At 54.0% G+C, this 14,296-nt stretch carries 11 protein-coding genes; 8 read left to right on the top strand and 3 right to left on the bottom strand.

Annotation, left to right across the window (positions count from 1 at the left end; genetic code table 11):
* The first annotated feature begins 69 nt into the window (after positions 1 to 69).
* Together BM040_RS02490 and BM040_RS02495 are read left to right on the top strand one after the other, a co-directional pair.
* Complete coding sequence (locus tag BM040_RS02490; protein ID WP_092098678.1) at positions 70 to 1,116, top strand: threonine aldolase family protein; 1,047 nt, start codon at positions 70 to 72, stop codon at positions 1,114 to 1,116.
* A gap of 167 nt (positions 1,117 to 1,283) precedes the next feature.
* Positions 1,284 to 1,913 (top strand): DNA-3-methyladenine glycosylase family protein, encoded by a 630-nt coding sequence (locus tag BM040_RS02495; RefSeq protein WP_175490950.1) that lies wholly within the window; start codon positions 1,284 to 1,286, stop codon positions 1,911 to 1,913.
* 227 nt (positions 1,914 to 2,140) lie between these two features.
* Here BM040_RS02495 and BM040_RS02500 read toward each other — a convergent pair whose 3' ends face one another.
* Positions 2,141 to 3,232, bottom strand: a complete 1,092-nt coding sequence (locus BM040_RS02500; RefSeq protein WP_092098680.1) for a DNA topoisomerase IB — start codon at positions 3,230 to 3,232, stop codon at positions 2,141 to 2,143.
* Positions 3,233 to 4,032: 800 nt separating this feature from the next.
* Between BM040_RS02500 and BM040_RS02505 the strand changes: the two genes are divergently transcribed.
* The 6 genes from BM040_RS02505 (at position 4,033) to BM040_RS02530 (ending at position 12,053) form a co-directional block, all read left to right on the top strand.
* Positions 4,033 to 4,437, top strand: a complete 405-nt coding sequence (locus BM040_RS02505; RefSeq protein ID WP_092098682.1) for a hypothetical protein — start codon at positions 4,033 to 4,035, stop codon at positions 4,435 to 4,437.
* 79 nt (positions 4,438 to 4,516) lie between these two features.
* Complete coding sequence (locus tag BM040_RS02510; RefSeq protein WP_092098684.1) at positions 4,517 to 7,366, top strand: M16 family metallopeptidase; 2,850 nt, start codon at positions 4,517 to 4,519, stop codon at positions 7,364 to 7,366.
* 204 nt (positions 7,367 to 7,570) lie between these two features.
* Positions 7,571 to 8,404: a M48 family metalloprotease gene (locus tag BM040_RS02515; RefSeq protein ID WP_092098686.1), complete on the top strand. Its 834-nt coding sequence runs from the start codon at positions 7,571 to 7,573 to the stop codon at positions 8,402 to 8,404.
* A 130-nt stretch (positions 8,405 to 8,534) separates the two neighbouring features.
* The gene (locus BM040_RS02520) at positions 8,535 to 9,680 is read left to right on the top strand and encodes an App1 family protein (protein WP_092098688.1); all 1,146 of its coding nucleotides are present in this window, start codon (positions 8,535 to 8,537) and stop codon (positions 9,678 to 9,680) included.
* Positions 9,681 to 9,780: 100 nt separating this feature from the next.
* On the top strand, positions 9,781 to 11,493 hold the full coding sequence (locus tag BM040_RS02525; RefSeq protein ID WP_245756070.1) for an alpha-amylase family protein: 1,713 nt from the start codon (positions 9,781 to 9,783) through the stop codon (positions 11,491 to 11,493).
* Positions 11,494 to 11,537: 44 nt separating this feature from the next.
* The gene (locus BM040_RS02530; RefSeq protein WP_092098690.1) at positions 11,538 to 12,053 is read left to right on the top strand and encodes a GreA/GreB family elongation factor; all 516 of its coding nucleotides are present in this window, start codon (positions 11,538 to 11,540) and stop codon (positions 12,051 to 12,053) included.
* Positions 12,054 to 13,034: 981 nt separating this feature from the next.
* Here the strand turns inward: BM040_RS02530 and BM040_RS02535 are convergent.
* The gene (locus BM040_RS02535) at positions 13,035 to 13,499 is read right to left on the bottom strand and encodes a YybH family protein (RefSeq protein WP_092098692.1); all 465 of its coding nucleotides are present in this window, start codon (positions 13,497 to 13,499) and stop codon (positions 13,035 to 13,037) included.
* Entirely contained in the window at positions 13,489 to 14,223 is a 735-nt protein-coding gene (gene mtgA / locus BM040_RS02540) for a monofunctional biosynthetic peptidoglycan transglycosylase (RefSeq protein WP_092098694.1), read from the bottom strand. Before mtgA ends, BM040_RS02535 begins: the two co-directional genes overlap by 11 nt.
* Between the last annotated feature and the right edge of the window lie 73 nt (positions 14,224 to 14,296).

A 14,296-nucleotide genomic window follows, 5' to 3' on the forward strand; every position in this document is an offset into this window, starting at 1 on the left:
TGTTTTTATTTGAGGGGCAAAAGTAAGTTATTATTTTTACAAAATAAAATTTTTTCAGAAAGCATATTCATGACTCAGAAGATAGATCTCCGCTCCGACACCGTAACCAGGCCAACCCCAGCCATGTTGCAGGCCATGTTTGCCGCCCCTGTTGGCGACGATGTGTACGGCGAGGACCCGACAGTGAACGCCCTGGAAGAGAAAGCCGCCGTCATGTTTGGCATGGAGGCCGGCCTCTTCTGCCCGTCCGGCACCATGACTAATCAGATTGCCATCAAAGTGCACACCGCCCCGCTCACAGAGGTTATCTGCGACATTACAGCGCACATCCACCAGTACGAGGGCGGGGGCATTGCCTTCAACTCAGGAGCCTCCACAGCCCTGGTGCATGGCGAGCGCGGTAAAATGACACCGCAGCAGGTAGAGGCCAATATCCGCCCACTCGACAACATCCACTTCCCCGAGACAAGGCTGGTGGCTCTGGAGAACAGCTGCAACAAAGGCGGCGGCTCGTTTTATACTTTACAGGAGATTGCCGCCATATCCGAAGTATGCAAGCGCCATAACCTTGCCCTACACCTGGATGGTGCCCGTGTATTCAACGCCCTGGCCGCCTCCGGCGACTCGGCTCAGGACTACGGCTTATACTTTGACAGCATTTCCGTGTGCCTCTCCAAGGGACTTGGTGCCCCGGTAGGCTCCGTCCTGCTCGGCTCCCGCGAGTTTATCAAAAGAGCCAGAAGAGTGCGCAAGGTGTTTGGCGGAGGCATGCGACAGGCCGGCTATCTGGCTGCGGCCTGCATCTACGCGCTGGACAACCACATCGAGCGCCTACACGAAGACCACCGCAGGGCTAAAGAACTGGAGCAGGTGCTGCTGCAGAGCAGCTATGTGGAGAGCGTAATGCCTGTGGAAACAAACATTGTAATCTTTAAGCTAAACGAACGCATGCAGGATGCTGCCTTTGTGCAGGCCCTGGCCAAGCAAAACATACTTGCCTCGAGCTTCGGTCCGCAGATGATCCGTTTTGTAACCCACCTGGATATCACCGAAGAGATGCACCAGCACCTGCTGCAGGTGCTACAGGCGCTGAACCAGGAGAAGGTAGAGGCGTAGTCTGCTACCACTAGCGATATCTGTCTGTTGAAAGGGACCATTGGTGGTGCGATCACCATAAATGAGTAACACCCCTATGGTCCCCTCAAGGGGACCGCTCCCCTGTGTATTTTGCCTCTTGGCAGCTTCTCCTTTGTCATATCGTCACTCATCCTAATACCATAACTATGAACCTCTCCCATCCTTCTCCTGAAATTCTGGCTGCTTTTGCCGCTGATCCGATTATTTGTGAGATCATCCGTAACGGGCGGCCCCTGCCCTCCTCCAGGTCTGAGGATGTATACTTCAAGCTGCTTGGATCTATTGTGTCGCAGCAGCTGAGCACGAAGGTGGCGGCGGTAATTTTCAAACGTTTTCAGGAGCTGTTTCCGGGGGAATACCCTCACCCGGAGCTGGTGCTGGCTGCAACCGATGAGATGCTGCGCAGTGCCGGGCTTTCGTTTCAGAAGATTGGGTACATCCGCAATGTGGCCACTTTTGCAGCGGCAGGAAACCTGGAGCACGCCGCCATCAACGCCATTGAAGATGAAGAACTGATCCTGCACCTGACACAGATAAAAGGCGTCGGCCGCTGGACCGTGGAAATGCTGCTGATGTTTGCCCTGGAGCGCCCCGATGTTTTTCCTGTGGATGATTTGGGTATACAAAACGCCATGAAGCGACATTATGGACTCGATACCTCCGGCAAGGGCAAGGCCCTGCGCCAACAGATGCAGCAGATAGCCGAAAACTGGCGCCCCTACCGCACCATCGCCAGCAAATACCTCTGGCAGTCGCTTGACAACATGCCGAAATAGCCGGAAAGTATAAATTAGCTGATCTTTTACCTCAGTTTGACAGGTGCATTTTACACTTTTTGTCATCCTGAAAGGATCTTGGTAGCAAGTAGTAAAAGCTTCACCTTCGGGGGTAGAGGCCCTCACTTCCTACCAGGTTTCTTAGCAGAAGAGAACGTCCTTGCTCAGTTTGTGGGTTAGGTTTATACTTTTGGAGACAAAACCGCGCCATAAAATCAAGTATAAAATCACGCTGCTGCCGCTTTCTTCTCCTTTTCTTTCGCCACGCGCTGCAGCATCTTCAGTACCAGCTCCTCAGTTCCGGAAAGGTACTTCGACTTAGGTTTGGTAGCGTCATGGCGCTTGAGGTAGTTAATCAGCCGGTCCTCGCGGAACAGGTTGACCACCTCCGGGTGAATGTAATACTTGCTGCAAACCGTGGGGGTATTGCCAAGTCCTTTCGCCACTTCCTTAATGGCCTCTTTGATAGCTTTCTCCTTCTCCAACTCCGGCTGCTCGTCCAGTACGTCTTCCAGGCACTCGACCATACGCACGGTGCCACCCCAAGTCCGGAAGTCTTTGGCCGAGAAATCATGCTCCGTTGCCTCACGCAGGTACTCGTTCACGTCTCCCGACTCCAGCGTCTGCCGTTCGCCGTTCTCGTCGTAATACTGGAAAAGGTCATAGCCCGGAATGTCTCTGCACTTTTTCACCAGGCGCGCCAGTCGCCGGTCTTTCAGATCCACCTCCTGTGCCACCCCCTTCTTCCCTACAAAGGAAAACCGGATGCTGCTGCCCTCTACTTTCACATGCTTATCGCGCAGGGTGGTGAGGCCGTAGGAGTTGTTCGATTTGGCGTAGCTGCGGTTGCCAACCCGTATCAGCGCGTTGTCCATGATGGTGAGCACAAGGGCTGTTACCTTTCGCCGGTCCAGGTGCCGCGAGTTGATATCTTCCTGCAGGCGCTGGCGCAGTTTAGGCAAGGCATACCCAAACTCGATCATGCGCCCGAACTTGGTGAGGCTGCGTGCCTGCTGCCACTGCGGGTGGTAAATGTACTGCTTACGGCCCTTGGTGTCACGTCCGGTTGCCTGCAGGTGCCCTTTCGGTTGTTTGCAGATCCATACTTCGGTCCATGCCGGAGGGATAACGAGTGCCTGCAGCCTTGCCAGCACCTTCTCATCGGTCACTTTCTCGCCTTTTTCATCCAGGAAGTAAAAACCTTTTCCAGCCTTTTTGCGGGTGAAGCCCGGCTTCTCATCAGAGGTATAGCGCAAACCGGCCCAGGCAGCAGATTTACCCGGGTCAGCATATAATTCGTGGATTTCCTTCTTCGTCATCGTCAGAGGCCTCTATACTTTCCCGCCCCAGGCATTCATACTTTAGTTTGATGCAAAAGTTGTGTGAGGGATTTAATAAGAAGAGCTCGCGGAGTTGGAGGTACTGCGATCTTTTGGTTGCAGCTCCGGGTCCAACCACCCCTTGCCCCTCCTTGTCTAAGGCGGGGAACTCTGTAATTACTTTGGCTGAAGTATAAGTGCTATAGCCTCAGTTGTTGCGCGGAAAGGTCGCGACCTGTCCCTAAAAAGTATAAACCCACCCCTAGCCCCTCCCAAGAGGGGAATTGTTTGCAGCCGATTAACATCCCCCTGCCCCCTTCAAAGGGGGACTTGGTTCAGGCTTCGTCAGCCGTAGCGTAGCTATCGAACCTATCCCAGCCTTTGGGTTGAGCGCCTCGAGAGGTTCCGGTGACGAGCGGCAGCGAGGCATTGCGACGTCAGGAGCAAAGGAAATGTAGACAGCGCGATGCCCGAAGGCGAGGCCTCCCGGCCTGGGAGGGAGCCAAGCAGGATATGAAACGATAGGTTTGTGGGAACTAGAGGATGAACAGTGGCTAGAAAGGATAGCTTGTGTCAAGTTGCAGGAAGCAGCGGCTAGGAAAGCATAAAACAAAGTATAAAGTCACTAGCAAACGTTTGCGCCAAGGAAGTTTAAAGTATAGTCAAAGAATAAAGTATACCTTACACGGACAAGGATATGCAGAACGATTCGAAAGTATAAACGAGCGAGCTCACTATAACTTTTAAACTATCCCAATCTCCCGTATCTTTACACCCGACACCTATACCTGAAGCGCACCATGCACAAGAACATATCGTACCTGTACGCCTTCTTCGGATTCTTCTTAATGGGCTGCGGCGTGGTGGCTGTGGACCTTGCCGGTGAGCAGGCAAACACAGCACTGATAACTGGTGTGGCAGGTGGCCTGATTGGACTCACTGCCGGCCACTTCCTGAACCGGGGCAAGCGCTGGGGCTTTATGCTGGGCACCGCCGAAGCGGGTCTGCTGACACTGCTGCTGGGCTGGCGTGCCGCCACCTACTTTATCCGGTTGCTGGGCATGGTGCAGGAGTCACAAGGTTCCGACGCTACCGAAACAGCCGGAATGGCCTTTCTCTTAACAACGGCCATGTTGGTGATTTCGCTGTTAACTCTTACCGTTTCCATCATGTTCTCCAAGCAGGTGTTGAGCGAGACAAAATAGCCATTCGTATATATTATTTTTAGTATTCGTCTGTTGTTCGCTATATTGTTTACTATATCAAACCCAAACACTATAGCACATGATGAACAAGACCGTGCTGAGCATTCTACTTACCACCAGTGTGGTGGGCATAGCGGAGGCTCAAACAAAGCTCGTTGAGAAAGTAACCCGCAAGGGCGATGAGCTGGCAATCCCATACTCGAAGTATAAACTCCCCAACGGCCTGACGCTGATTATCCATGAGGACCACTCTGACCCGGTAGTGCATGTGGATGTGACCTATCACGTGGGCTCTGCCCGTGAGGAAATCGGCAAATCAGGCTTCGCGCACTTTTTTGAGCACATGATGTTCCAGGGCTCCGACAACGTGGCCGACGAAGAGCACTTCAAGATAGTTTCCGAATCAGGAGGTACGCTGAACGGTACCACCAACCGCGACCGCACCAATTATTTCCAGACACTGCCTAACAACCAACTGGAGACGGCCCTGTGGCTGGAGGCGGACCGCATGGGCTTCCTGCTGGATGCTGTAACACAGGAGAAGTTTGAGGTGCAGCGCGAAACGGTGAAAAACGAGCGCGGTCAACGCGTAGACAACCAGCCTTATGGACTATCCGGCGAAATGGTGGGCAAGACGCTCTACCCTTACGGCCACCCCTACTCCTGGTCGGTAATCGGCTATATCGAGGACCTGAACCGCGTAAACGTGAACGACCTGAAGAACTTCTTCCTGCGCTGGTACGGGCCTAACAACGCTACCCTTACCGTGGGCGGTGACGTGAAACCGGAGGAGGTAGTGAAACTGGTGGAGAAGTACTTCGGCTCCATCCCGGCAGGGCCTGCCGTGGAAGACATGAAACCACAGGTAGCCAAGCTGGACAAAGACCGCTACGTGAGCTACGAGGACAACATCCGTTTCCCGATGCTGCGCATGACGTTCCCGGCACCCGAGTCTGGCCATAAAGATGAGCCGGCGCTGGACGTACTGGCCGAGATACTGGGCCAGGGCAAGTCCTCTATCCTCTATAAGAACTTTGTAAAAGAGCAGAAAGCCATTCAGGCTTCCGCATTCAATTCCAGCTCGGAGCTAGCCGGTGAGTTCACCTTTACCGTAATGGCTTATCCGAACACGTCGCTGGAGCAGACCGAGCAGATGCTGCGTGCTTCCATCGCAGAGTTCGAGAAAAGAGGCGTAACCGACGAAGACCTGCAGCGCTTCAAGGCCCAGGCTGAGTCGAACCTGGTGAACCGCATGGCCAGCGTGAGCGGCAAAGTATCGCAGCTGGCATACTACGAAACCTTCCGCAACAACCCCAACTACCTGCAGGAGGAGATCAAGCGCATCCAGTCCATCACCAAGGAGGATGTGCAGCGCGTGTACAACCAGTACATCAAAGGCAAGCCGTCTGTTATTCTGAGCGTCGTACCGAAAGGCAAGGCCGAGCTGATTGCCAAAGCCGACAACTACACCGTAACCCAAGACGGTTATAAGCCAGGGCCAGACGAGTATAGCGGCTTGAAGTATACCAAAGCCGTAGATACCTTCGACCGCAGCAAGCGCCCGGGCTCCGGAGAGAACCCAGTGGTGGCGGTGCCGGACTATTACACGGGCAAGTTTAAGAATGGCCTGAAGATGATTGGTACTTATACCAACGAGATCCCGACCGTTACGCTGCAGCTTTCCCTTAAAGGCGGCCACCGCCTGGCCGCCAACGATCCATCAAAAGCGGGCCTGGCTTCCCTGACAGCGGAAATGCTGAACGAGGACACCCAGAACTATACTTCCGAAGAGTTCAGCAACGAGCTCGATAAGCTGGGTAGCTCTATCCGCATCAGCGCGGGCAGCAACGAAACGTACGTAACCGTGCAGGCGCTGAAGAAGAACCTGGATAAAACCTTGGTTCTGCTGGAGGAGCGCCTGTTCAGGCCTAAGTTTGCCCAAGATGATTTTGAGCGTCTGAAAAAGCAGCGTTTAGAAGGCATCGCCAACCAGGCCACTCAGCCAACAGCCATTGCCAACAACGTGTACGGCAAGCTCCTGTATGGCGAGGGCAATGTGATGGCCATTCCTACTTCCGGCACGGTGGAAACCGTTTCCAACATCACGCTGGAGGATGTGAAGAAGTTCTACAACGACTACTACTCTCCTACTGTAGCGCAGCTGGTAGTAGTGGGTGATATCACGGAAAAAGAACTGACCGGTAAGCTGAACTTCCTCAAAAAATGGAAGAAGAAGAACGTACAGATCCCTGCTGACGTGAAAGCGCCATCTATCGAGAAGACGCGCATTTACCTGGTTGATAAGCCTGACGCCGCACAGTCGGAGATCCGCATCGGGTACATGGCTCTGCCATTCGATGCCACCGGCGACTACTACAAGTTGGGCCTGATGAACTACAACCTGGGCGGAGCCTTCAACAGCCGCATCAACCTGAACCTGCGCGAGGACAAAGGTTATACTTATGGTGCCCGTTCCGGCTTCAGCGGCAGCAAGTATGCAGGGCCTTTTACAGCTTCTGCGGGCGTGCGCGCCGATGCTACAGCGGAGTCCGTAACCGAATTCATGAAAGAGATAACCGGTTTCCACAAAAACGGCATCACTGCTGAGGAACTGCAATTCATGAAAAACTCCATCGGCCAGGCCGATGCCCGCCAGTATGAAACGCCGTTCCAGAAGGCCGGCTTCCTGGGCCGCATCTTGGAGTATGAGCTGAATAAGGACTACGTGAAGAAGCAGACCGACATCCTGAACAGCATCACCAAGCAGGAAATTGACGCGCTGGCGACCAAGCACCTGCCCGTGAACAACATGCACATTGTGGTGGTGGGTGACAAAAAATCGGTGCTTCCGAAACTACAGGCCCTGAATTACGAAATCGTGGAACTGGACACAGATGGCAACCCGATTGCCAGCTCGTCCGTAAAATAAACCACATACTACACTAAAGAGAGCCCCTGCTAAAAACAGGGGCTTTTTTTGTGCCATCCTATACTCCTGATGTAATACCTAAATCGCCCAAGTATAATTTACCTGCCCTACACAAGCTTTTTGGCCATATATTTGCCACCGTTTATACTTGGTTGCCCGCGCAGGGCGTTGCACCAGGTAGTTACAGTACACTTAAAAGCATACATGAAGAAGTTACTTTACGCATCGTTTACATGCCTGGCGCTTGCAGGCATGCTCACCCTCAGCAGCTGTGAAAGCAATGATGGGGTTATCTTTTCGATTGAGAATGACATCAGCCTGGGGCAGCAGGTAGCCCATGAGGTAGACTCTACCTACCGCGCGCAAGGCAAGCTGCTGGAGCGCAACAGCTCCAACTCCAACACGCAGAAAGCTTACCAGCACCTCGACCGCATCGTGAACCGCATCCTCACCTCAGGCGAGGTAAAGTATAAAGAGCAGTTTCCCTGGACGGTGAAAATCATCAAGGATGACGAAACACTCAATGCCTTTGCAGCCCCCGGCGGACAGATCTACGTTTTCACAGGGCTTATCAAATACCTGAATGATGAAGACCACCTGGCCGGTGTGCTGGCCCACGAGATTGCCCACGCCGACAAGCGCCACAGCGTGAAGCAGCTGCAGCGCCAGTACGGTATTTCACTTTTGCTGTCGGTGGCGCTGGGAAACAACGCCAGCACGCTGAAGCAGATTGCGGCGCAGCTGAGCGGCTCTTTGGCAGGTCTGAAATTCAGCCGTGATGCCGAGAACGAAGCCGACGTTACCTCAGTGGCTTACCTTGGCGGCTCGCGGCACTACGCCTGCGACGGTGCGGCCGGCTTCTTTATAAAGATGGAGCAGGAGTCGCAGCAAGGGGGCACGCCGGAGTTTCTGAGCACCCACCCCAGCCCGGACAACCGCATCCAGAACATCCAGAAAACTGCCCAGGATAGGGGTTGCAGCACTTCCTCCGCCCCCGACAGCGACTTGGCCGGGTTGAAAAGCGCCCTAGGCCTTTAAGTCGGAAATCTATAACTTACCAGAAGCCTGCCCCCTAGGGCGGGCTTTTGTGTTTAAGGGGGCTGATGTAGCCCCATCACCCGCAACTACGTTATAGCAGAAAAAGTATAAACCCGACCAGAGCTATACTATGAAAAAGATAAAGAAACGCATCACAGAAACGATACTGAAGGGAGAGGAGAAGCTGGACCTGCTCACCTTTCAGCTAAAGAACAAGCTCAAACTGAACCGGCCCCTGCAGATTGTTACCTACCGCAGCTACGGCACGCCCGAGCGACTTTACGTGAAGGGCCGCGTGCTAGTGAACAAGGGAATCCGGCAATCGGAGGAAACCGACACCACCTGGGAGAACCTGCTGAACATGTACCGCCGCTTTGAGAGCGATGAGATACCCAACGCGCGGGTACAACTGTGCCTGCAAAACCAGCTGCACGAGATTACCACCGATGTTGAGGGCTACTTCGTGCTGAACCTCAAGCCCGAGATACCGCTGCAACTGGAGGACATCTGGCATCCGATTGACGTTAAACTTATTGATGCGCCGGTGCACAGCTTTGAGCCCGGCATCACTGAGACCGCTTATGTGCTGGTGCCGCCGCCGGATGCAGAGTATGGCATCATCTCCGACATAGATGACACGATTGTGCGCACCGGTGCCACCAGCCTGCTGCAAACCGGCCGCAACGTGCTCCTTAACAATGCCCACTCCCGCATCCCTTTTCATGGGGTATCACAGTTCTACAAAACACTGCAGCTGGGCCGCAACGGCAAGCGCAACAACCCTTTCTTCTACGTGAGCAGCAGCCCCTGGAACAACTATGATCTGCTCTACCACTTCCTGGAGCTGAACGAGATACCGCAGGGTCCGCTCCTGCTCCGCGACTTTGGGATTGACGAAACCAAGCTGGGCCACTCCGACCACATGAGCCACAAGTATAAGGAGATCGAGAACATCCTCATCACTTACCCGCACCTGGATTTTATACTTATCGGGGACAGCGGTCAGCAGGACGCGCCTATCTACCAAGAGGTGGTGAAGAACCACCCGGGCCGCATCATGGCCATCTACATCCGCGATGTGAACATAGCCAAGCGCACGCAGGCAGTGACCAAAATTGCCGACGAACTGAAGGCCAGTGGCGAGGTGGAGCTGGTGCTGGTGAAGGATACTGCCGCTGCGGCCGCACATGCTGCCGAAAAAGGATTTATACTGACCGAGGAGGTGCAGGAAGTAGAGAAAGAGGCAGAACTGGACGAGGAAAACGATACCGAATAAGAAGCATAAATTACCTGCATACTAGCGCCCGGCTCCCATAAAATACACCTGGGGCCGGGCGCTTTTTATACTTCCGGAAAGTATAAACCTAACTAAAAGTATGCTTGCAGCCGTACAAGGCACCAAATACTTTACCACATACTATTTGCCTATGCACCCTACCATGACCCAAGAACTCTGGTATAAGAATGCCATCATCTATAGCCTGGACCTGGAGACATTTATGGACTACAACGGCGACGGTGTAGGCGACTTTCAGGGGTTGGCCCGCCGCCTGGATTACCTGCATGCCCTAGGCGTGGACACGCTCTGGCTGGCACCGTTTCAACCCACACCCAACCAGGACAACGGATATGACATCAAGGATTACTACGGAGTGGATCCGCGGCACGGCTCCTCGGGCAACTTTGTGGAGTTCATGCACCAGGCCAACAAGCGAGGCATGAAGGTGATCATCGATTTAGTGGCTAACCATACTTCCATCGAGCACCCCTGGTTTCAGGATGCACGCAGCAGCAAAGACGCCAAGCACCGCGACTGGTACGTGTGGTCAGAGGAAAAACCAGAAGACTGGGACGAGGGCATGGTATTTCCGGGCGTGCAGAAATCCACCTGGACTTATGACAATAAAGCAAAGGCCTACTACCACCACCGCTTCTATAAATTTCAGCCGGACCTGAACATGGATAACCCGGAGGTACGCGCCGAGATAAATCGGATCATAGGCTTCTGGCTGGAGTTGGGTGTAGCCGGATTCCGGGTGGATGCCGTGCCGTTTATGCTCGAGTCGCACCAGGGTGGCAAGCAGAATCCAAAGTATAACTTTGACTACCTGCGTGATTTGCGTCGTTTTCTGCAGTGGCGCAAGGGCGATGCCGTGCTGCTGGGTGAGGCCAATGTGTTGCCCAAAGAGAGCAAGGAATACTTCGGCTATGAGGGCAGCGGCATTCACCTCATGTTTAATTTCTACGTGAACCAGTACATGTTCTATGCCCTGGCCACCGCCGATATTGAGCCGCTGAAAGAGGCATTGGAGGCTACCCGCATCACCTTCCCCACCTCGCAATGGGCGCACTTTCTGCGCAACCACGACGAGCTGGATTTGGGCCGCCTTACCGAGGAGCAGCGCCAGAGAGTGTTTGACAGGTTTGGGCCGGAGGAGCACATGCAGCTCTACCACCGGGGCATTCGCCGGCGCCTCTCCCCTATGCTCGGCAACCGGCAGCAGACTGAGTTAGCCTACAGTCTGATGTTCTCCCTGCCGGGCACGCCCGTTATCCGATACGGCGATGAGATTGGGATGGGAGACAACCTGGAGTTGAAGGAACGCGACGCCGTGCGCACCCCCATGCAATGGTCGGGCGACAAGCAGGCAGGTTTTTCGGAGGCTGACAAACTGGTGCATCCTGTCATTGAGGAAGGCCCATACGCTTACCATCATGTCAATGTAGAGACGCAGCGCCGCACCCCCGACTCCCTGCTGAATTGGATGACGACCATGATCCGGCTGCGCCACGAATGCACAGAAATAGGTTGGGGCGATTGGAAGCTCCTGGAAACAGGAAACAAGTATATACTGGGCATGCACTACAGCTGGCAGGATAGCTCTTTACTTATTTTCCATAACTTTGATGAAAAGGCGCATGAGGCAATACTGGACCAGAAGGAGCACAAAGAACACCGCCTGATAGACCTGATGAGAAACGTAGAGAGCCATGCCGATGAAAAGGGCAGGCACTGCATCACCCTGGAGGCTTATGGCTACCGCTGGTTCCGCACAGCCGACCTGAGCCACCTTCTGCAGAAAGGGTAAGCTGAAGCAAAGTATAAACTAGCAGGCCAAGCAACAGACAAACTATGAGCAGAGCATTTGTAAAGGAAGACGACGCCGGAGAACCGCCTATTGTGCCACCACGCGCTGCGCTGCCTCCCGGCGTAACCAATTATGTGACCCCAACCGGGCTAGAGCTGCTACGGACAGAGCTAACTGAACTAGAGGCAGCCCGCACAAAAGCTGAAGGCAACCGCGAAGACGAGGCAAACCGCACCCGGCAACTAACCATCCTGAATGCCCAAATCAGTGCTCTGACTGAGCGACTGGCAAGTGCCCGCGTGATAGATCCGGCCAATCAGCCCGATGGGGAGGTCAGGTTTGGCGCAACCGTAACGCTGAAAACAATCAAAGGTCCAAAGCCAGGAATGGTGCGTACATTCACCATCGTAGGGGTGGACGAGGCCGATGTGGCAGCAGGCAAAATAGCGTTCGTAGCCCCAATTGCCAAGGCGGTCATAGGTACCAAGGCTGGCGAAACAGCAACCCTGAAACTAGGAAGGAATGAGGAGCTCGTGGAGGTGGTGCGGGTTGTTTATTAACAGGGGTTATGTTCTGCTGATTGCAAGCGCTTTTATACTTTGAGACCGCGCCACTCCCCCCTCATTCCTGCACACGCTGTTCCGGACATCCTTGTCCGGACCTAATCCTGTTGCGGACTTCCAAGTCCGCGTAAATTATGCTTCCATACTTGCCGGCTTATACTTTCATCGCAATCCCACCGCTGGCGCGGGCTTGTAACTCGTGCCTACCTATGATGTTGGGTTTGCAACCCAACTGGCTTGGGAAGCCATACTTTTATACTTTGGCTATACTTCTATACTTGCCGTTTTGTACTTCCTTGAGTTACTGCTTCCTGCAGCCGGAGCCAAGCTACCCTTATTAGCCACCGTTCATCCTCTAGTTCCCACCAACCTATTGTTCCATCTCTGACATCGGAGCCCTCAAGGCCGGGAGGCCTCGTCTTGGGGGTAGGGGCCCTCGATAAGGGCATCGCGCTGTGTTCCCTCCTTGCCTCGCTCGTGCTCGGCATGCCCTTGACGGGCACCGGATCTCACAAGGCGCTCAACCCAAAGGCTGGGATAAGGTCGATAGCCACGGCCTTTGCTATGCAACAAGTTTAAACTGTCCCCTTGAGGGGACTACAGGGGTGTAAAGCCAGTGGTAAAATTTTTCGCTAAAAGTAAACACCCCTATGGTCCCCTCAAGGGGACAGTTTCTGTAGAATTTAACAGTCAAAGTTCCCCTTAGAAGGGGGCGGGGGGTGATAATCGACTGCTAGGTTTATACAGGTAGGGACAGGCCGCGACCTGTCCGTGTGAGGACTTAGTTATGAAACTTATACTTCAGCAAACGTAGTGACAGGCTCCCCGCCTTAGACAAGGAAGGGCTAGGGGTGGTTGAACCCGGTATTGCAGAAACCCTACGTTCAGGAGATGAACATTCGATGCTTGTCAGCGCAAAATTAAGGCCACGGGCACAAGTATAAACCCAGCGTCCAGCCACTATAGCACTACAACGACTCAGCTCGAATGATCGGCAATGACTCTCCAGCCTTCGGGGAATTTCCGGAAGATAACAGAGAAGTGGCCCTCCAAATCACCCTTCTCGGCATCACGCTGCAGGTGCCATTTTCCTACCACCAGCATCGTCTCCGGCGATAATTGGCGAAACTCCTTCAGGTCGAAGGCGAGCTTGCCCATGGCCGACACATCGGGATAGCCGCGTTTGTAGTTGTCCAGGGTTTGCTGCCAGCCGTAAGTTAGGCCCCGCGAGCCGATAAACAGCAGCGAATCGGATTTCCAGTAGCCTTGCATGTAGCATTCCAGGTCGCCGGCGCTCCAGCAGGCGGCCTGCTCCTCCAGTACTTGGCGCACCGCTGCTGCATCGATATCCTGGGTAGTGGCAACCTCTGTACGCTGGCTTGGCTGGCAGGCACTTATACTTAGCATGCCCAGGGCCAGCAGGGTGTAAAGCTTATTTTTCATCTTTTGCGGGTAAAATTTCCAGGATATAGGTGGTGCCCCCTAGGCGGCCCATCGCACGGGCAATCCAGACACGGCGTGACAAAACGTAACCTGATGGCCTTCTGGCGGAGTACTTCACCGGGTTGGGCAGTACGGCTGCCAGCAACGACGCCTCCCAGCGACCAACCTCGCTGGCCGGCTTTTTAAAGTATGCCTGTGAGGCCGCCTCCACCCCAAAAACGCCATCTCCCATCTCGGCAATGTTCAGGTATACTTCCAGGATGCGCTGCTTACCCCACAGCACCTCGATTAATACGGTAAAATATGCCTCCACAGCCTTACGCAGGTAGCTGCGCCCATGCCAGAGAAAAACGTTCTTGGCCACCTGCTGGCTGATAGTACTGCCGCCGCGTACCTTTCCCCCCTTTTGGTTTCGCTCAAAGGCATCCGAGATGGCATCAAAATCGAACCCATTGTGTTCCAGAAACTTCTGATCCTCGGAAGCGACCACGGCCAGCGGCAACTGCGGCGACATCTCCTCCAGTGATACGAATTTATACTTTATACTTGGGTCGTCTTTGCCGGTAGTTCCCGCCTCACCGCGGCGCTTGAGCATGTGCAAGGTGGCCGGCGGCGCTACCCAGCGGTACACCAGCACCCACGCCACGCTTATCAGGAAAAGGCTGAGTATGAGTTTCACGAAAAGCAGCTTCAGCTGCCGAAGCCCCAGTCTGTTTTTAGCCATTCAGGTGCAAAATTTAATGCCCGCAAAGGTAAGGAGTTTGCCATATTTTCCTACTCCCGCCAACGTAAGCCGG

Source organism: Pontibacter chinhatensis (assembly GCF_900113285.1).
Taxonomy (GTDB): domain Bacteria; phylum Bacteroidota; class Bacteroidia; order Cytophagales; family Hymenobacteraceae; genus Pontibacter; species Pontibacter chinhatensis.

Bases quoted from the DNA above. Each gene is read 5' to 3' on its own strand.
- BM040_RS02490 (WP_092098678.1), top strand. From the start codon at position 70: ATGACTCAGAAGATAGATCTCCGCTCCGACACCGTAACCAGGCCAACC.
- BM040_RS02495 (WP_175490950.1), top strand. From the start codon at position 1,284: ATGAACCTCTCCCATCCTTCTCCTGAAATTCTGGCTGCTTTTGCCGCT.
- BM040_RS02500 (WP_092098680.1), bottom strand. From the start codon at position 3,232: ATGACGAAGAAGGAAATCCACGAATTATATGCTGACCCGGGTAAATCT.
- BM040_RS02505 (WP_092098682.1), top strand. From the start codon at position 4,033: ATGCACAAGAACATATCGTACCTGTACGCCTTCTTCGGATTCTTCTTA.
- BM040_RS02510 (WP_092098684.1), top strand. From the start codon at position 4,517: ATGATGAACAAGACCGTGCTGAGCATTCTACTTACCACCAGTGTGGTG.
- BM040_RS02515 (WP_092098686.1), top strand. From the start codon at position 7,571: ATGAAGAAGTTACTTTACGCATCGTTTACATGCCTGGCGCTTGCAGGC.
- BM040_RS02520 (WP_092098688.1), top strand. From the start codon at position 8,535: ATGAAAAAGATAAAGAAACGCATCACAGAAACGATACTGAAGGGAGAG.
- BM040_RS02525 (WP_245756070.1), top strand. From the start codon at position 9,781: ATGCTTGCAGCCGTACAAGGCACCAAATACTTTACCACATACTATTTG.
- BM040_RS02530 (WP_092098690.1), top strand. From the start codon at position 11,538: ATGAGCAGAGCATTTGTAAAGGAAGACGACGCCGGAGAACCGCCTATT.
- BM040_RS02535 (WP_092098692.1), bottom strand. From the start codon at position 13,499: ATGAAAAATAAGCTTTACACCCTGCTGGCCCTGGGCATGCTAAGTATA.
- mtgA (WP_092098694.1), bottom strand. From the start codon at position 14,223: ATGGCTAAAAACAGACTGGGGCTTCGGCAGCTGAAGCTGCTTTTCGTG.